Raw genomic sequence first — 18,376 nt, 5'->3', positions numbered from 1 at the left:
TAAGGTTTAATTTAATCGATGGAAGAATGAGGATAGTTTTAGTGTCTGTGAAAATTAGAAATCTATGGGTGAAAAGGGTCTTTAAGAAGAGGCTTTACATCATAATTTAATTGAAAGGCGCTATTAAATTTTTTTAATGTGTGAAAAATAAACAATCTTAATGATTAAAAATAATCGATGCGCTGCGCTCTTCTCTCGGCTGAAGACCAAAAAGTCGACGATAAGATGTGCTGAAATGCGCTACTGAGTTAAAGCCACAAGAGATTGAAATATCAGTTATAGTATCATTAGTGTGACGTATTAGACTTTTTGCCTTGGTGAGCCGTAACTCTAAATAGTATTTTGAGGGAGAGCTTTTTAAATGTTTATTGAATAGCCGTTCAATTTGTCGATTAGATACCCCTGTATATTTTGATAGGTCTTCCATGCTTAAAGGTTCTTCTAGATTACTTTCCATTAGAGAAATTATGTCTTTTATTTTTATAGGGGTGTTTTCATCATTAATAGAATGTGAAGGATGTTGATGGTCTTGAATTATTTGGTTATTAAGCTGATTATTTATTTTCATAGCCAGAGATGGGTTGTGCTGATTAATTATTATTTTAAGCATGAAATCTACCATGCCATTTCTGTCTGAACAGCAAAATATTTTTTCGTTTTGAACAAAAAGATTAGAAGAAATCTCTATGTTCGGGAATGTTTTTTTAAATGCAGGTAAATATTCTCGGTTAATAGTACAAGGCTGTCCTTCTAACAGTCCAGCTAAAGCAAGAAGGTATACTCCAGAACCTATGGCGCCGATTTTTATTTTTTTTGAATTTGCGGAAATAATCCAATTAATTATTTCACGATCTTTGTATTCTATTTTTTGACCACCAAATATGATCAGTGTATCGATTTCTTTTAAATTGACAGATTGAATATCTTTGTCAACCTGTATTCCTAGGCCTTCGTATGAAGAGGGGCTAATTCCGCCTTTGCTAACAATGACCCAGTCATATAAGTTTTCTTGAGAATCCCGGTTTGCTAAACTCAATACGTGTGTGGTAGCGACAAGGTCAGAAGCCGAAAATTCTGATTGCACAAGAAAGCAGAAACGATGCGGCTTAGTGCCTTTTTTTATTGAATCAGAATGTGTTTTTTTATTTATTATGTGTGCTTTGTTTAAGAGTGGTTGTTTTTTTATTGGGTTTCGTAACTGATTTAAGGTGCTTATACTTACTGGTTCCATATTCAGTCCTCCCATTTTTATATTTAAAAGGGCATGTAACTGCCCTTATTTAGAGCGATAAGTTTTCGAATGATTACATAAATCCTAAAATTCTAGGAATGAATAACGATAACTCTGGTATAAATGTCGTCACTAACATTACAGGGATAGCAACAAAAGCAATCAAGCTAAGAGCGGGTAATATCGCTTCATGAATTGAAACCTTCCCGATTTTACAGGCCATATATAAAATGGGTGCAACGGGTGGACTATTGGCTCCAATGACAACGGAGCAAGCAACAATCGATGCATAATGAACAGGATCGATTCCTATTTTTATCATTAAAGGCATAAATAAAGGCGCCAGCACTACAGTAACAGAAACATCGTCCATTATTGCCCCTGCTGCAATAAGAACTAAATTAATGATGATAAGGATCATAATTTTATTCTGTATTAATGATATTATGAAGTCACTTAACTCTTGGGGTACGCGTTCAGAAACGAGAATTCTTCCTATCATAAACGAAAATAGTAAGATTAAAATAATAGTACCTGTCGTTTCTGCAGAGGCGATTATGCTTTCTTTAAGTTTAAATAGAGTTAACTCTTTATAAAAAAAGAATCCAACAATTATAGCGACTAAAACAGCGACAGCTGCAGCTTCAGTTGGCGTGAAAATTCCACCATAAATTCCTCCAAGAATAATTAAAGGCATTGATAATGCTGGCATGGCGGATAAGAAGTTTTTCTTGAGGAGGTTTTTATTAGCAGATACATCTGGTGGAGATGTTTCGTTGAATGTGCGGCCTATACTTAAACGATTGAATATGACTAAGCCAATAATTAACAGTAGTGCTGGGCCTAGTGTTGCTGCAAACAATGCTGTTATTGATTGACGTGTGACGACACCGAAGAGGATTAACGTAACTGAAGGGGGTATCAGTATGCCGAGCAAAGATGAAATGCCCAAGAGAGCACTAGAATAACCTCTGGGATAGCCTCTTTTAGCAAGCGGGTCGATCATTATTGTGCCAATGGCTGCAACTGCGGCAGTCGATGTACCAGAAATAGCGCCAAAAATACTGGAGGTAAAAATCATTGAGGCGCCTAGACCGCCTTTGCGACCGGTGACTAGAACCTCAATGAAATTAACAAGCCGAGATGCAATTCCACCAACCTGCATTAGATAACCTGCAAATATAAACAGAGGAAGTGCTAATAAAATGACAGAGTTTAGTGAACGAAATCCTTGAAGTAATAACGTAGTAAGGTTTGAATCGAAAACGAAAGTTAAATATGCTAATACAGCGGCAAAAGACCAAACTATTGGGACGCCTAAAATCATTAATATTATAAGAATAAATATTGCCAAAATAGCCATTATTATAATTCCTTATGATTGTTGTTATATGGGGATCCTCGTAAGAAATCGCGAACGCCATATATAAAGCAAAAGACGCTGGCAGCAATAATAGCTGCTTGAGGAATAATTAAGGGTAAATTTAAGCCAGGAGTGCTTTGAGGTCTTTTTATTGCCCATCCTAATAACTTATATGCCCAGGTCATAAAGAAAATACAAGTTATTATTGTAATTAAAGATACCAGTCTAAAATGAATAACTTGCCAGAAAGGTGATTTTATTTTTTGATATAAAAGATCTACTGTAAGGTGCTCATTACGTCTACTGGCAATCATCGAACCGCTCATGTATAGCCACATTGCTGACATGAGTATCACTTCATGAAGGCCAATTATAGACCAGCCCATTACATAGCGTGAAAAGACTATGAATATCATTAATCCAGCAACAGTCAACGTGCTGATCACTGCTATCAAGATTAATAACTTCTCGAATATGACGTCTATTTGTTTTGTTAAGGTACTCATTTTTGGCCCAGTTTTGATAATTTGAATTCTTATTAACTGTGGAAATGATTTTTTACTATTAAAAATCGTGCTATAGAGTTTATGTATATGGTTTGTTCGCCCAATGAAAGCTCAAAGGGCGTATTTAATTTAACTCCTAATTATAACGCTGTGGCATTTTCTTTGATGGTGTCCATGATTTCTTTTCCGACAGCTTCTTCCATTAAAGGCCATACTTTTTCACGTACTACTGTAGCGTAGTCGTGGATTGTGGATTCAGGTGGTTCAATGTATTCCATGCCCGATTCTTTTGATTTTTGTACGTATAATGCATCGAATGCTTTACCATCTTGAAACTGTTTTTCCATGACTTTTTGAGCTGAACTTCTCACAATTTCTTGTTGTTCATCTGTAAGCTTTTCAAATGACTCGCTATTCATTGTTAATGCGCCGGTACTGAACAGATGTTTAGTACGTACGTAATAATCTAAGACATCACGAAAATATTCATAATCGAAGTAGATGACATTGCCTGCATCGCCATCGACAACACCTGTTTGAATTGAGGTGAATACTTCACCCCAGTCAATGGCTGTTGCTTGATAACCTAGTGCTTGCAGTGTTTGAGGGAAGGGAAATGAAGGTGGGGTTCTTACTTTTAGGTTTTCAGCTTCAGCTATATTTTTAGCATATGATCCTCGGGTGGCAACGCCAACGAAGCCTTCAGGCCAAGCTCCTAGAAACTTTAGGCCTTGATCATTGTAGATTCCGTTCAGCATGTTATTGGCCCACCCCCCCTGACCATAAGCTGTTAATGCTTCATCCCAATTGAAAAACATATATGGCGTGTATAAAACGGAAAGACGCTTATCATATGAAGTCATTGGCCAGTTGAGCATAAGATCAACTTCTCCAGCGACAAGAAGGTCGAACACCTCTTGCTGACCACCCAGCTGGTTTTGGTAAAAGACATCTACATGTAAATCACCGTTGCTTTCCTTATTGATAAGCTCTGCCCAATACTCTATGGCATTACCTGCAGGCGAGCCTTTTGCTCCAGAGTCTGTTGCTATCTTCAATGATGCAGCCATCGTCGTCATGCTTAGCAGCATAGAACCTGCAACTATTGTTCCTTGAAGAATTTTTTTTATATTCATAGGTCACTCCTCTTTGTATTTATTGAGCTCCCAGTCAGCATTGATTTGAAATACTGAAGCACCGGAAAATTGTTGCTATTCGATTAAGCCATACGGATTATCTGTAAGTCAACAGGATTAATATGATTTTTTTTGGCATTAAGCTTATTGACTTATATGTAAGCTGTATGACTTAATTGAGGCTGGTTTTTATTTTTGATTGTAAAAATATCAAGACTGCTCATAGCAGTTAGTAGCTGAGACTGAATAATAAATAGGTAAGCCATATGGATAAGTTTTCATTACTGCAGTTGGCCAAACACTCTCTAAAAGGCCATAAAAACTGGTCACCTCAATGGCGAAGCCCAGAGCCTAAAAAAACATATGATGTTGTTATTGTTGGCGGAGGTGGACAGGGGTTGGCGACTGCGTATTACCTGGCCAGTAAATATGGTGTAAAAAATGTTGCTGTGCTTGAAAAAGGCTGGATTGGTGGCGGCAATACAGGTCGTAATACAACGGTTGTTCGTTCGAATTACTTCTATCCTGAAAGCACAAACTTTTTTGATCACTCTTTGAAGCTCTATGAAAATTTATCAAGTGAGCTCAATTATAATGTGATGTTGAGTCAAGGCGGAATGACCGTTCTAGCGCATAGTCGTCATGATATGGAAATGCTAGAACGCTGGTCTAACTCACTACAGTTACAGGGCGTAGATGCTGAAATGCTCAGCTGTGCAGAAATAGAGAAACAGAATCCCCTCTTAGATATCTCAAAAAATGCTCGCTTCCCTATATGGGGAGGTTATATACAGCGACGGGGCGGTGTTGCGCGGCATGATGCTGTTGCCTGGGGCTATGCGCGTGCAGCAGACAGTCTCGGTGTGGATATTATCCAAAACTGTGAAGTCACTGATATTCAAATTTCAGGTAATAGTGTTTCGGGTGTATCTACTAATCAAGGGTTTATTCGGGCTGATAAAGTTGCCTTTGCTGTTGCTGGACATACTAGTGTACTTGCTGAAATGGCTGGTTTTTCTGTTCCTATTGTAAGTCAGCCTTTGCAGGCAATGGTTAGTGAACCCATTAAGCCATGTTTAGAAGGTGTGGTTGTCTCTCCATTAGTTCATGCCTATGTTAGTCAGTCAGACCGAGGTGAAATTCTCATTGGTGGAGGTGCAGATCGTTATCCATCATATGGTCAGCGTGGAAATCTGCCGGTATTAGAAGAAACGGTTACTGCGACTCTAGGGCTATACCCGAGTTTTAGCCGTCTTAAGCTAATGCGCCAGTGGGCTGGCATTGTAGATATAACACCTGATTCTAGCCCGATCATTGGTAAGACCTCAGTAACAGGTTTGTATATCAGCGGTGGTTGGGGGACAGGGGGCTTTAAGGCTATCCCTGCGGGCGGAGACACTCTTGCCTATACCATTGCCCATGATCAACCACATGAGTTAATAAAACCGTTCTCAATAGATAGATTCGCAAAAGGATCGCTTATTGATGAAGGGGCAGCCGCCGGTGTAGCACACTAACGGCTACGGACTATAGGAGAATAAAAAATGTTAAGAATTAATTGCCCATTCTGTGGTATCCGTGATGAAGAAGAATTTGATTGTGGTGGCGAAGCTCATGTTACGCGGCCAGAAAACCCTGCGAACTTGAGTGATGATGAATGGAGTCATTATCTATTTAACAAGGTTAACACTAAAGGCATTCTTTTAGAGCGCTGGCGTCATACCTATGGATGTCGGCAATGGTTCAATATGGCACGTCATACCGTGTCTCATGAAATTATTGAAATATACCCGATGGGAAGCTTTCCTTCTTTTAATGGAATGAACGTTGAAAATGTCGTGAAGGAGGTAGAGGCATGAACCTATCTAAGCAAATTAATCCACTCGATCGTGTCACTAACGCTCACCGAGTCAATCCTGCTAAACCGATATCATTTAAATTTGATGGTAAAACATATGTGGGCTGTGAAGGGGATACTCTAGCTTCAGCCCTGTTAGCGAATGATGTAACGGTTGTTGGACGAAGCTTTAAATTGCACCGTCCTAGAGGGCTTATGAGTGCCGGTATTGAAGAATCAAATGCGTTGATTCAACTAGAGTCAGGTTCGGGATACGATGAGCCCAATGCGCGTGCCACGCTCATTCCTCTATACGAAGGGCTGAATGCTAAGGGACAGAACTCATGGCCTAATGTCAACCGTGACGTATTTAGCGTGTTGAGTTTATTTCACCGAATGTTTCCTGCCTCTTTTTATTATAAGTCAATGATGTGGCCAAGCTGGCATTTCTATGAGGGGCTTGTTCGAAAAATGGCGGGCCTTGGTAAGTTGCCTGAGCTTCCTGATAAACAGCATTATGAAAAACAAAATATACACTGTGATGTGCTTATCTGTGGCGGGGGTGCGTCAGGCTTAGCTGCAACGTTAGCGCTTGCTCATACCGATAAAAAAGTTTTACTAGTCGATGCCCAAGAAGAATTCGGCGGTAGTCTTTTGGGTGAAAATAGAAGTATCGGAAGCCAAAGTGGTCTTGAATGGGTTGAGAATACTTTATCTCAGTTACAAGCGGCGCCTAACGTAACCATGTTATCAAGGACGATGATTAGTGGTTACTACGATCAGAATTTCTTAGTAGGCTCTCAACGAGTTACAAATCATTTAGGGCGCTCTAATGAGAATAAGAAAATTAGAGAACGGTTATTACGTATTAGGGCCGAACATGTTGTATTAGCTACAGGTGCCATTGAGCGCCCCTTGGTATTTCCTAATAACGATCGCCCTGGAATTATGCTGGCATCCGGTGTTCAGTGTTATTTGAATCGTTATGGCGTCAAAGCAGGACAGCGTGCAGTTGTTGTTTGTAATAATGATAATGCGTATCGCGTCGCGTTTGATATGGCCAATGCGGGGGTCGATGTTGCAGCCTTAATTGATACGCGTGCCAGTGTTAATGGCCCTTTTCAGTCCAAAATTAAAGAAATGGGCATTCCGCTGTATGCGGGAACCATGATTCGTAAGGTGCACGGACGCAGAAAGGTAAAAGCCGTATCTATTGCTGCACATAATGGTGACGGTCACTTAGGTAAAACCATTAAAACTATTGAGTGTGATTTAGTGGCGATGTCTGCTGGTTGGACGCCAACCATTCACCTCTATTCTCAGGCCGGAGGGCAATTAAGTTTTAATGATGAGCTTAAGTGTTTTGTTCCTAATCGGTGCGATCAGAATATATCGGTTATAGGGGCAGCTAATGGACGGTTTCATCTTGAAGAGTGCTTAACGGATGGATTACATGTAGTACCTAAGACATTAGGTACTACAGTTAATCCAGAGTTGAATATTAGTGCGTGTGATGAGTTCGCAGAAGAACCAAGTGAAGCTTATTGGTATACCAAAAATGAGAATTCAGAAAAGCAATGGCTGGATTTTCAATATGATGTGAAAGTGTCAGATATTGAGCTCGCGAATCGAGAGAACTTTCTTTCTATCGAACATGTTAAACGTTTTACCACGAATGGGATGAGCGTTGACCAAGGTAAGACGAGTAATGTTAACGCACTCGCTGTTATGGCTGAGCTGTGCGGTAAGAAAATAGAACAGGTTGGTACAACTAAGTTTCGCCCGCCATATCACCCGGTCACTATTGGAGCATTTGCGGGACGTGATATTAGGGAAAACTATTCGCCTCGGCTCGAAATGCCAGCCCATCAGTGGCATGTTGCCAATGGCGCACATATGGAAGATATGGGCGGATGGCAACGACCTGAATATTACTTACAGTCAGGGGAAGCAGAAGAGGATGCTATTCGTCGAGAGGTTTTGGCCGTGCGCCATAGCGTTGGAATGTTTGATGGTTCACCGCTGGGTAAAATTGAGGTTAAAGGACCTGATGCTGCTGCATTCTTGAATCGAATTTATGTCAATAATGTTGAGAGCTTAAAAACTGGCTTTGCTCGTTATGGCCTGATGTGTAATGAGAACGGTGTCGTCATGGATGACGGTGTATTTGTTCGATTGTCCGATGATCATTTTTTATTACATACAACAAGCTCTGGGGCTTCACGTATAAGCCTGTGGATGGAGGAATGGCTGCAATGTGAATGGCCTAACTTGCAAGTCGTTATTTGTAATGCGACTACGCAGTGGGCAAATGTGACGGTTAGTGGTCCAAAAGCTCGAGATGTTGTGGCGTTATTGGCATCAGATATCGATTTTAGTCGTGAAAGCTTTCCGCATATGCAAGTTCGGATAGGTACTGTTAATGGTGTTGATGCTCGGGTGCTAAGGGCAAGCTTTACAGGAGAGATCTCATACGAAATAAGCGTTCCAGCACGTTATGGGCAAGGCTTATGGGAGGCTATTTATAAAGCAGGAGAAGCCTATGGTATCACGCCCTATGGCATTGAATCTTTATTGGTATTGAGAACAGAAAAAGGGTATTTACATATTGGCGTTGATACCGATGGAACGACCAACCCGCTAGATCTTGGGTGGGGTCGAGCTATCGCTAAGAAAGAAGTCGACTTCATTGGGCGGCGATCGTTAAGTCGACCTAATGATACAAGAGATGATCGCTTTCAATTTGTGGGTATTGAGGTAGTCAACCCAAGTGATTCATTACCTGTCGGTGGACATTTTGTTAACTCAGCTAATCCTATTATTCCGGTGAAAACAATGGGCTATGTTACTTCGTCATATTACAGTCCTAATCTAGATAAGTGCATAGGGCTTGGGTTGGTTGAAGGGGCCTCCGCAAGGGCTGGGGAGGAGACATTTGTTTATTCAAATGGCAAGACTATAGCAGTCAAATTGGTTCAGCCTTCTCATTTTGATAGTAAAGGGGAGAGATTGAATGGATAAGTTAGCATTGCAGACAACCTTGAATAGTACATCTCTAGGACATGAAGAGGTGAATATCAGTGGAATTCGTATTAATCCGGTCAGTTCTTTTGGGATGGTTCGGCTGCAAGGCCCTGGAAATGATCGAGTATTTAAGGAGTTCGTAGGAACTGAAATTGTCAACCTTCCTGGGCCTAGTGAAACAGCGGTTACAAATGAGCTACGATGTCTTTGGCTAACGCCGAATGAATGGTTATTTGTAACGACTGAAGGACAAGAGGTTGAAGTTCTAAAAAAACTGCAACCTATCACAGTGGGGCGAGCTGCACTTGCGACTATGATTACAGATAGTCGAGCTGTATATGCCATTTCCGGTGATAAAGTTGAGCAATTACTCAGTAAAATATGTACTTTGAATCTGGAGTTGACATCATTTCCAATAGATCATTGTGTTATTACTAGAATGGTCGGCATCGCAGTAATGATTGTCCGTTTGGAAGAATCAATGTTTGAATTTTATGTTGATCGATCACAAGCTACATTTTTCTGGGAACGGCTCAAAGATGCTGCTTTGGAATTGTAAAATGAAAAGTATTATGGATAGTTGATAGTAAAGTTAATTACAGACTCTATATGGAGTCTGTAATTTAAATATAGGAAGTTTAGGTGGGATGTGAGTATTGATTAAATAAAGGTATATGCTGAATAATATTTTTATTTGATTATAGATTTAGCTGTTTTTAATATGACAGATTGTTTTTTACAGGTAAGTCAATGACACTTTCATTGGATTGTTTTTGCAAAGGTGCTTCTAATCCAGCTGCAGAGTAATCTATTATAATCTCCGCGTATTCTCTGTAACTTGCCGCGTCAATATCATTCATATATGTACGATTCAAATTTTTATATTCAGCTAAACCTTGCATCACACTGGTGATGAAAAAATTAAACCTTTGATGACGTATCTTTTCCGGTATGTGCGGTAGGCATACGGCTAAAAGAGCCTGAAATCTAAGCGATTGGCTTTCGGCTAAACGAATAAGGTATGCATAAGATTCGGATGCACCGTCGAATTCCATTCGAGCTAAAAATCGAATGGCAGGATACCCCCATTCCTCTTCTTCTAGTAGTCTAATGTAAGGGGTGATAAAGGCTTCTACTATATCATGTGCATCAACACTACCGGATAATTCAGCTTTAGCTTCCGCACTTTTTAGTGCTTTTTCTCGAGCACGGTTAAACCATTCCTGAATAAAGGTGACCAGAGATTCAAAAAGGCCTTGTTTGCTGCCAAAATGATAGTGAAGTGCTGAATTATTACGGTATCCAGCAGCCCTATTAATCATTCTCATCGAAACTGCATCTAGCTCACTCTCGGCAAATAGATCCAAAGCCGCCATCATGATGCGTTTTCTGCTAATTTCGCTTTGCTCGGTGTACACAATAGTTGTCATTGATAGTGTTCTAAGTCATTTAGCTTAATTTTTGCATGACTGACTTGTCTCTGTCAATGTAAGTGTGGATTAAAACAGTGCATAGGATGAATAGTGATCGCTAGTAGTAACGTAGAATAGCCTAGTTAGGTTATATTTTTTTTGAGAAGTATTTCTAGTTTTTAAGTAGTCTGAATTTTTTAAAAAATCAATGTCGTTTATGTGCATTTTTAAACAGACTGTTATTGTTGAAATATGAACTATTAATATTTGCTTTTATTTTGTTGTGTTTCTATTTTATTAGGTCGTTTCTGTTAAATCATTGCCGGTAATAATAAAGTATTTTCTTTCTATTAATGCTTTAATTAAATAACATTAGTTGAATGTAATGACAATTTAATTGTCAGTATAAGTTTAACCTGATTGGTTGGTTCGTGAATATTTATGCTGATTTTATGAGTTTATTTATATTAAACTAAAAGCTTTTTCTTAGTGCTGAATTTGGGTTTTGATGATCATGAAAATTAATAAAAAACACTCTACTCGTTATACATTGACTATTAATTGTCCTACAGCTCCAGGTGTTGTTGCCGGAGTCAGTACATATTTGGCAGAGAGAGGATGCGACATTGTTGAATCAGCTCAATTTGACGACCAGAGTGTTGGTCGTTTATTTATGCGTATTGTTTTCAATATAATGCCTGATTCGAAGTATAATTTTGATAATTTGGTTGATGGTTTCTCCGAAGTTGCCGAAAAGTTTAGTTTGAGTTGGAAAATGCGTGACTCTAACATTCCATCTAAAGTTCTAATTATGGTGTCGAAGTTTGATCATTGTTTAGATGATTTACTGTATCGTTACCATAAAGGTGAATTTAATATGGATATTACCGCTGTGGTTTCAAATCACCTTGATTTGCGGCCAATGGTGGAACGAGAAGGTATTCGGTTCATCTACTTGCCTGTGAGTCCAGAAAATAAGGTTGATCAGGAAAATAAGTTACTTGATATTGTTAAAGAAACGGAAACGGATCTTGTAGTGTTAGCTCGTTATATGCAAGTATTGACTGATAATTTGTGTAAGGAGCTTAGGGGACGGGCTATTAATATCCATCACTCCTTCTTGCCAGGATTTAAAGGTGCAAAACCTTATCATCAAGCCTTTGATCGCGGAGTGAAACTGATTGGTGCTACCGCACACTATGTGACAGCGGATCTCGATGAAGGGCCAATTATTACTCAGTCAGTACAAGAAGTTGATCATTCTCTTTATGCGGAAGAGTTAGTAGCCGTTGGACGAGATACTGAAACTAGAGCATTGGCGAAGGCTGTAAAATTACATATCGAACAAAGAGTATTTCTTGAGGGTAATAAAACAGTAGTTTTGCGATAAACTTAATGTTTTTAAAAATCAGCCAGACTATGTCTGGCTTTTTTATATTTTAAGTATATTGGCTCTATGCGTTTTTGTGGAGGTTAAATTGTATTGTTGAACGTGCCGATTATTTTTTATTGATCGGCACAGGTATGGAATGACGTTTTACTCTTGGTTAATGATCCATTTTGGTATAGAAAGGTTGTTTTGACGTAAGGTAATGGTAAGTGTATTTAAAAGTAAGCAAGCAATAGTCATCGGTCCAACACCCCCAGGCACGGGAGTGATTGCACCAGATTTTTTTGAGACGTTTATAAAATCGACATCGCCCACTAGTTTTGAATTATTTTCAGTATCTTTTATACGATTTATACCTACATCAATAATAGTGGCTCCTGGTTTTATCCAGTTTTCCTTAACTAGTTCAGGCTTGCCTACTGCTGCAATTAAAATATCAGCTTGACGACATTCGTCTTCAATACACGTTGTTTTAGAATGAGCTATTGTGACTGTGCAGTTTTCCTTAATGAGGAGTGAAGCCATTGGTTTTCCTACTATATTTGATCTGCCAAGAACCACCGCTTTGAGCCCACTAAGATCCCCCAATTGATCTTTCAACATCATTAGGCAGCCTAGCGGTGTGCATGGAATCGTTGCTTTGCCACCTGTAGACAAAAGTCCTATATTGATAGGGTGGAATCCGTCAACATCTTTTTGCGGCGCAATCGCATTGATGATCGCTTCTTCGTCAATGTGCCTTGGCAATGGGAGTTGTACGAGTATTCCATTAACGGAATTATCTTGATTTAGTTTGCTGATTAATTCTAATAATGCTTCTTGAGGAGTATTATCAGCTAGGCGATATTCAAATGAATTCATTCCCGCTTCTTTAGTCTGCTTCCCTTTACTGCGTACGTAAACTTGGCTTGCGGGATCATCTCCTACTAAAATTACAGCCAATCCTGGATGAATCCCTTGTTGTTTAAGCGATTCTACTTCATTTGCGATTCTTGATCTTAATTTGGCAGCTATTGATTTGCCGTCGATAATATTAGTCATTATTATTTTAATCCCTTTTTAAGTGATGATAAGCACCGGTTTGTTACACTGGATGGACTGTTTTTGATGTTTTAATTTTACCTGATTGAGGTGTTTTTGTTTTTTCTAAAGCGACTTTTTTTTAGCTATAGCGACGATGATGAAATGAGGATATATTAATTAATTTTTTATTTTTAAATGTGAAGGCATGACGGCCTTGACTTTATACGGCCTTATTTTTTTTGCGAGGCGTTGTAGATTTTTTTATGTTGATGGATTTTAAGAGTTTAATATTGTATATATTTTTTGTGGTGATTTTGTGTTTATTATTTGTATTCTATATGGTATTTATATTCCATAAATTATCTGTAGTATTTACTCATGACATTGTTTATATGTTTGCATTTTTTATTAAAAATAGTCTTATTTTAATTTATTTTATAGGTATTATTTAATATAAAAAAATTGTTTTTTGTGTCAATTTTATATTATCGATAATGCCGTGTTATTTGGAAAGGTTGATGTTAAATTACACTGTAATTTAATAAAAATGTATGATGTTAATTGGTATTTATCTATGTGTTAAGGAATACGGGCAGGCCCTTATTCTTAGGCAGTTAATATTTAGGGCGCCGAGCTTAAAGAAGTCTACATAGGGTAACCCTCACTGTTTAGCAGGTACTAAAAGTAGGGGGTATTGAGTAGATGGTGAGCCGAATTGGTTGGATTTCATCCAGTCCCTTATAGCGACTATACCGCAAGGCTATAACAGAGAAGTCCAGAGAGTCCTCACATAGTTATCCACAGGATATGTGAGTAACTGTAAGGTTAAAGTCGTCGCACATTCAACACCCATTGAGGGCTATTTCTAATCTATGGGGATGTTTTTTAGATTCTGCTGCTCAGTCGTTGGCTTTGCCTTCTGAGGCAGCAGAAACTAGGGTAACCCTCCCCCGGTAAATAACGGTGCTCAAAAGTAGAATCTCTTCGTAATCGATGCGCAAGATCGTTTTGCACGACCGAATCATTGTATTTATCGAAGAGACACCCTGAGAACCTGCCTATCACGACTTAAATTTAGACCTTCTCGAACAGCGAATCTTTATCAATGCGGCTCTATGTCAGACTGTGGTCGTCCCCTTGCGGCATGATAGTTTTGCTTGATCCATCGGCTTATATTGTTGAGCGTGATTGGCTCATTTTTATGTTTCGCCAGACGGTGTTTGTTGCGTTTTTCTACTTGTTGAACCGTTTTACGGTCTGGTTTCAGATAGTAACGTGCATGCTGAGCGCTACGAGGGTTTCCATAAACTTCAACGCTACTGACTGATTGATGACCCATTATTACTGCAATTGCTTCGGGAGGCATATCACTGGCTTTCAAATCAGCGCCCATTTGATGGCGCCATGAATATAGTGAAGGGTGTACTTTCCGTTTTGGCCATAGTCGCTGGGTTAACGTCTCTAACCGTCTTTGCACATAGCGGACAGGATCCACATAAGGCGCGGTTATTAACATCTCATGACATTCTTTTAGACTGTTAAACATAGAGCTGTCTTCTATTTCAAGGATACGATCAAGCCCCCTTGTGCCATCACGGTCTTTTTAGCGGAAGGTATGGCTATGTAGCAGCTTCCAATGAACTGAAGATTTCTGAGTTCAGCGGGTCGACAACCCAAGTGGCTAACAAGTGACACTCCGGCAAAAACCGTCTTTTCTTTTTGCTTAACTAAGTAATCCAGAAGTTGCTTTTCATCGGCGGTATTAACGGTTTTCTGTCTTTTTTGCTTAGGCTTTATTTGGCTGCGTTTGTTGCGGTCGGCAGTGATGGGGTTAATGGTTGCTCGAATCTTATCGGCTGCTTTGTAAAAGCCGTTCTCTTTTGCAACGAGGGACAGAGCCGCGCGTAAGCGCCTCCAATAATCCGGACGGTAGTCGGTTGCGCAGACCTTTAGCGCATCGTAAACGGTCTTAGCCGTAGGCTTCACTATTCCGTGCTTGGTATAAAAATGCTTTGCTAGTCTTCTGTATTCTTCCTTTGTTTTTTCATTCATGATGACACTCCATATCATTGTTTTTTGGCGACATCCTTGTCGTTAAAAATTAGTATAGTGCTTAATTTTCAAAAGGTTGTGTTTATTTTTTAGCTGGATTGGTCACTTTGAGTGTGTCGCTAAAACATCAAAAAAATGCTGATTTCAGTACATCTGAGTGCTATTGGTGTGTTAGCGTCTAATATGCAAATAAACTCAAATATTGCGATTATTTAAGCTATTTTGACCATGCGTAGATAATGCCTGATCAATGGGTAGTGGAAGCCGCATTATGAACGAGTGCTAAGCTTAGCCACTGTCTTTTTTGCATTAGCTATCTTCTGGTTAAGCTGTCAATTTTGTATGTTTGTTGCACCCAACTAGCAGCTCTGTGAGCTGCGCCCGCCATTCCAATGGCTGCTCCAAGCGTCAAGCTCTACTCAAAAATCACAAAAAGCGTGATTTTTTGCGTTCCAGCTTGACCCTTTCCGCATCCATTTTCATTCAGGGCGGGGGTTCTCACCCCTCTTCGCTCCTTCGTCGCTACGGGGGATTCCGTCGCCGGTACCCGTCGAACACCCCCATACTTGCCATGGCAAGTATGGTTAGAGCGGTTGGGTGCAAGTATGCCTGTTGGTGGCAATAATATCGGCGTTATTATTGTCATGCTCACCACTTACTGCCCGGATGGTCAGCAAGCTGTTCGCGCTAATTTTTAACGCGCAAACCCCAGCCATATTGTTTTTATGAGCTTGAGTGAAACCCGTCGCTGGGTTGCTGACTAATTCCACTCAAGCCCATTTATTGCTGTTCCAATTTACTTGTTATCAATAGCGGCAGCTCTATTTACTGTTGTGCAATTTAGATTGGCTTCAAGCGGTGTTATATTTATTCATCGAATAAACGTGTCGTGGGCAAACAGGACGTTGGGCATGGACAAAAAGAAACTTAGCGAAACGGATATCATCAGTAAGTTTATCCTTCCAGCGGTCAAGGCGGCAGGTTGGGATGATATGAGCCAGATTCGCCAAGAGGTGAAGCTGCGTGATGGTAAGGTTATTGTGCGTGGTCAGACCGCGGCGCGTAAGAAAGTCAAGTCAGCTGATATTGTGCTCTATCACAAGCAGGGCCTGCCTTTGGCGGTGATTGAAGCCAAAGCCAATAAGCATGAGATCGGCAAAGGGATGCAGCAAGGGCTAGGTTATGCCGCTCTGCTGGAAGTGCCTTTTGTGTTTGCCAGCAACGGTGACGGTTTTGTCTTTCACGATAAGACTAACCCCGAAGCGCTGGAAGCCGAGATCAGCCTAGATGATTTTCCGACACCGGCTCAACTTTGGCAGAAGTTCTGCGAGTGGCGCGGTTTTACGGCCGCTCAGTTACCGATTATTACCCAAGACTACCATGATGATGGCAGCGGAAAATCACCCCGTTATTATCAGTTGCAAGCGGTTAACAAAACCCTAGAAGCAATATCCCTCGGCCAAAATCGAATATTGTTGGTGATGGCTACCGGCACCGGTAAAACCTATACCGCGTTTCAGATCATCTGGCGCTTATGGAAGGCTAAACATAAGAAGCGTATTTTGTTTTTGGCCGATCGCAACATTCTGGTCGATCAGACCCGTATCAATGATTTTCAGCCCTTCGGTCAAGCGATGACTAAGATCACTGGCCGTACGGTTGATCCAGCCTATGAAATTCACCTTGCGTTGTATCAAGCGCTCACCGGCCCAGAAGAATCACAGAAAGCCTATAAGCAGGTTGATCCCGATTTCTTTGACCTTATTATCATCGACGAGTGCCATCGTGGTAGTGCAGCGGATGACAGTGCATGGCGCGAGATTCTGGAATACTTCAGCAGTGCCACCCAAGTGGGGCTAACCGCGACACCGAAGGAAACGGAAGAGGTCTCTAACACCGATTATTTTGGTGAGCCGGTGTATACCTATTCCCTTAAGCAGGGCATCGAAGATGGTTTTCTGGCCCCCTACAAAGTGGTGCGGGTGGATATCGATATTGACCTGCAAGGGTGGCGGCCCACCAAAGGGCAGGTGGATAAAAAAGGTGAGCTGCTGGAAGATAGAATCTACAACCAGAAAGATTTTGATCGCACACTGGTGATCGATGAACGTACCGAGCTGGTGGCGAAAACGATCACCAGCTACCTACAGCGCACCGATCCCATGGCGAAAACCATTGTCTTCTGTAATGACATCGACCACGCCGACCGTATGCGTCGTGCATTGGTGAATCTGAATCCTGAACAGGTCGCCAAAAACGAAAAGTACGTGATGAAGATCACCGGTGATGATGAGATCGGTAAGGCGCAGTTGGATAACTTTATTAATCCTAAAAAGCCCTACCCAGTGATCGCCACCACCTCTGAGCTAATGAGTACCGGTGTCGATGCCAAAACCTGCAAGCTGGTGGTATTGGATCAAACGATTCAATCCATGACCAAGTTTAAGCAGATTATTGGGCGTGGCACCCGTATTGATGATCGTTATAACAAACTGTGGTTTACCATCCTCGATTTTAAGAAAGCCACCGAGCTGTTTGCCGATGAACGATTCGACGGTGTCCCCGAGCGGATAATGATCGCCAATCCCGATGATATCATTGAGGGCGGTGCTGAATTAGATGACATTATTAACGGGGCTGATACGGAACATACCGATAGCGCCGTCGATGGGGACGAAGGTGTGGGTGAGCCGTCTGGTGTTTATGATCCTGTTATCGGGGATGGTAATCATGGCGATGGTGAATGGGATGAGGGTGAATCCAAAGTCAGCAAATATTACGTCAATGGCGTCAAGGTAAAAGCGATTGCCGAGCGGGTGCAATATTACGACACCGATGGCAAATTAGTTACCGAATCCTTTAAAGATTACACCCGTAAAGCGATGGCTAAACAGTTCACCTCGCTGGATGAATTTACCAAACGCTGGAACGCCGCGGAACGTAAGCAGGTCATCATCGACGAACTGGCCGATGAAGGTATTCTCTGGGAGGTGTTAGCGCAAGAGGTCGGTAAAGATCTCGATCCATTCGATCTTATCTGTCATGTGGTCTATGATCAGCCGCCGCTTACCCGTCAAGAGCGGGCCGATAACGTCAAAAAGCGTAACTATTTCACTAAGTACAGCGATACCGCTCAGACCGTGCTCAGCAGCCTGTTAGAGAAATACGCTGACGAAGGGGTGCAGGAGATTGAAAACATCCATGTGCTCAAGGTGAAGCCCTTTGATCAGCTCGGGCGGCCTATCGAGATCGTTAAAAAAGGCTTTGGTAACAAACAAACCTATCTCGATGCGGTGAGTGAGTTAGAGGCCGAGATCTATAGCCCAGAACCCCGTTCCGCTTAACACCTGTTTTTTATCCCCCGTGGCAGCCATCAGGCGATGTGGGTGATTGAAGCCTGAT

General features: G+C 41.0%; 14 protein-coding genes. 6 read left to right on the top strand and 8 right to left on the bottom strand.

Translation table 11 applies throughout. The annotated features are described in order from the left end of the window. Positions 1 to 157 precede the first annotated feature (157 nt). The 4 genes from EH243_RS06345 to dctP form a co-directional block, all read right to left on the bottom strand. A complete protein-coding gene (locus tag EH243_RS06345; RefSeq protein WP_164549058.1) occupies positions 158 to 1,231 on the bottom strand; it encodes a GlxA family transcriptional regulator in 1,074 nt (357 codons plus the stop codon). A gap of 73 nt (positions 1,232 to 1,304) precedes the next feature. Then, entirely contained in the window at positions 1,305 to 2,594 is a 1,290-nt protein-coding gene (locus EH243_RS06340) for a TRAP transporter large permease (RefSeq protein ID WP_241235007.1), read from the bottom strand. A 2-nt stretch (positions 2,595 to 2,596) separates the two neighbouring features. Beyond that, on the bottom strand, positions 2,597 to 3,100 hold the full coding sequence (locus tag EH243_RS06335) for a TRAP transporter small permease (protein WP_126157797.1): 504 nt from the start codon (positions 3,098 to 3,100) through the stop codon (positions 2,597 to 2,599). Positions 3,101 to 3,240: 140 nt separating this feature from the next. Continuing rightward, a complete protein-coding gene (dctP, locus tag EH243_RS06330; protein WP_241235006.1) occupies positions 3,241 to 4,236 on the bottom strand; it encodes a TRAP transporter substrate-binding protein DctP in 996 nt (331 codons plus the stop codon). Between the two features lie 266 nt (positions 4,237 to 4,502). On the opposite strand from dctP, the gene EH243_RS06325 reads away from it, so the two are divergent. From EH243_RS06325 to EH243_RS06310, 4 genes are read left to right on the top strand one after another with little or no spacing between them, the layout of a single operon-like run. Further along, positions 4,503 to 5,753, top strand: a complete 1,251-nt coding sequence (locus EH243_RS06325; protein WP_126157796.1) for a sarcosine oxidase subunit beta family protein — start codon at positions 4,503 to 4,505, stop codon at positions 5,751 to 5,753. Positions 5,754 to 5,780: 27 nt separating this feature from the next. Then, entirely contained in the window at positions 5,781 to 6,095 is a 315-nt protein-coding gene (locus EH243_RS06320) for a sarcosine oxidase subunit delta (RefSeq protein ID WP_126157795.1), read from the top strand. Further along, a complete protein-coding gene (locus EH243_RS06315) occupies positions 6,092 to 9,094 on the top strand; it encodes a sarcosine oxidase subunit alpha family protein (protein ID WP_126157794.1) in 3,003 nt (1,000 codons plus the stop codon). The genes EH243_RS06320 and EH243_RS06315 overlap by 4 nt, the downstream gene beginning before the upstream one ends. Next, complete coding sequence (locus tag EH243_RS06310; RefSeq protein ID WP_126157793.1) at positions 9,087 to 9,656, top strand: sarcosine oxidase subunit gamma; 570 nt, start codon at positions 9,087 to 9,089, stop codon at positions 9,654 to 9,656. The genes EH243_RS06315 and EH243_RS06310 overlap by 8 nt, the downstream gene beginning before the upstream one ends. Positions 9,657 to 9,813: 157 nt before the next feature. Here EH243_RS06310 and EH243_RS06305 read toward each other — a convergent pair whose 3' ends face one another. Then, positions 9,814 to 10,527 (bottom strand): TetR/AcrR family transcriptional regulator, encoded by a 714-nt coding sequence (locus EH243_RS06305; RefSeq protein WP_126157792.1) that lies wholly within the window; start codon positions 10,525 to 10,527, stop codon positions 9,814 to 9,816. 496 nt (positions 10,528 to 11,023) lie between these two features. Between EH243_RS06305 and purU the strand changes: the two genes are divergently transcribed. After that, positions 11,024 to 11,899 (top strand): formyltetrahydrofolate deformylase, encoded by an 876-nt coding sequence (gene purU, locus EH243_RS06300; protein WP_126157791.1) that lies wholly within the window; start codon positions 11,024 to 11,026, stop codon positions 11,897 to 11,899. A 147-nt stretch (positions 11,900 to 12,046) separates the two neighbouring features. On the opposite strand, the gene folD is transcribed toward purU, so the two are convergent. The 3 genes from folD to EH243_RS06285 form a co-directional block, all read right to left on the bottom strand. Beyond that, complete coding sequence (gene folD / locus EH243_RS06295) at positions 12,047 to 12,940, bottom strand: bifunctional methylenetetrahydrofolate dehydrogenase/methenyltetrahydrofolate cyclohydrolase FolD (RefSeq protein WP_206441535.1); 894 nt, start codon at positions 12,938 to 12,940, stop codon at positions 12,047 to 12,049. A 1,084-nt stretch (positions 12,941 to 14,024) separates the two neighbouring features. Further along, on the bottom strand, positions 14,025 to 14,315 hold the full coding sequence (locus EH243_RS06290; RefSeq protein WP_164549057.1) for a hypothetical protein: 291 nt from the start codon (positions 14,313 to 14,315) through the stop codon (positions 14,025 to 14,027). A 164-nt stretch (positions 14,316 to 14,479) separates the two neighbouring features. Further along, positions 14,480 to 14,974: a hypothetical protein gene (locus EH243_RS06285; protein ID WP_126157788.1), complete on the bottom strand. Its 495-nt coding sequence runs from the start codon at positions 14,972 to 14,974 to the stop codon at positions 14,480 to 14,482. Positions 14,975 to 15,885: 911 nt separating this feature from the next. Here EH243_RS06285 and hsdR point away from each other — a divergent pair. Further along, the gene (gene hsdR, locus EH243_RS06280) at positions 15,886 to 18,318 is read left to right on the top strand and encodes an EcoAI/FtnUII family type I restriction enzme subunit R (RefSeq protein ID WP_126157787.1); all 2,433 of its coding nucleotides are present in this window, start codon (positions 15,886 to 15,888) and stop codon (positions 18,316 to 18,318) included. Positions 18,319 to 18,376 lie beyond the last annotated feature (58 nt).

The sequence above is a fragment of the Amphritea opalescens genome (assembly GCF_003957515.1).
Taxonomy (GTDB): Bacteria; Pseudomonadota; Gammaproteobacteria; order Pseudomonadales; family Balneatricaceae; genus Amphritea; species Amphritea opalescens.
The sequence above is the reverse complement of the archived record's forward strand: the minus strand, read 5'-3'. Positions and strand labels throughout refer to the sequence as shown.

What these genes read in the sequence shown, in the direction of transcription:
- EH243_RS06345 (WP_164549058.1), bottom strand. Translation starts at nt 1,231, where the DNA reads ATGGAACCAGTAAGTATAAGCACCTTAAATCAGTTACGAAACCCAATA.
- EH243_RS06340 (WP_241235007.1), bottom strand. Translation starts at nt 2,594, where the DNA reads ATGGCTATTTTGGCAATATTTATTCTTATAATATTAATGATTTTAGGC.
- EH243_RS06335 (WP_126157797.1), bottom strand. Translation starts at nt 3,100, where the DNA reads ATGAGTACCTTAACAAAACAAATAGACGTCATATTCGAGAAGTTATTA.
- dctP (WP_241235006.1), bottom strand. Translation starts at nt 4,236, where the DNA reads ATGAATATAAAAAAAATTCTTCAAGGAACAATAGTTGCAGGTTCTATG.
- EH243_RS06325 (WP_126157796.1), top strand. Translation starts at nt 4,503, where the DNA reads ATGGATAAGTTTTCATTACTGCAGTTGGCCAAACACTCTCTAAAAGGC.
- EH243_RS06320 (WP_126157795.1), top strand. Translation starts at nt 5,781, where the DNA reads ATGTTAAGAATTAATTGCCCATTCTGTGGTATCCGTGATGAAGAAGAA.
- EH243_RS06315 (WP_126157794.1), top strand. Translation starts at nt 6,092, where the DNA reads ATGAACCTATCTAAGCAAATTAATCCACTCGATCGTGTCACTAACGCT.
- EH243_RS06310 (WP_126157793.1), top strand. Translation starts at nt 9,087, where the DNA reads ATGGATAAGTTAGCATTGCAGACAACCTTGAATAGTACATCTCTAGGA.
- EH243_RS06305 (WP_126157792.1), bottom strand. Translation starts at nt 10,527, where the DNA reads ATGACAACTATTGTGTACACCGAGCAAAGCGAAATTAGCAGAAAACGC.
- purU (WP_126157791.1), top strand. Translation starts at nt 11,024, where the DNA reads ATGAAAATTAATAAAAAACACTCTACTCGTTATACATTGACTATTAAT.
- folD (WP_206441535.1), bottom strand. Translation starts at nt 12,940, where the DNA reads ATGACTAATATTATCGACGGCAAATCAATAGCTGCCAAATTAAGATCA.
- EH243_RS06290 (WP_164549057.1), bottom strand. Translation starts at nt 14,315, where the DNA reads ATGGGCGCTGATTTGAAAGCCAGTGATATGCCTCCCGAAGCAATTGCA.
- EH243_RS06285 (WP_126157788.1), bottom strand. Translation starts at nt 14,974, where the DNA reads ATGAATGAAAAAACAAAGGAAGAATACAGAAGACTAGCAAAGCATTTT.
- hsdR (WP_126157787.1), top strand. Translation starts at nt 15,886, where the DNA reads ATGGACAAAAAGAAACTTAGCGAAACGGATATCATCAGTAAGTTTATC.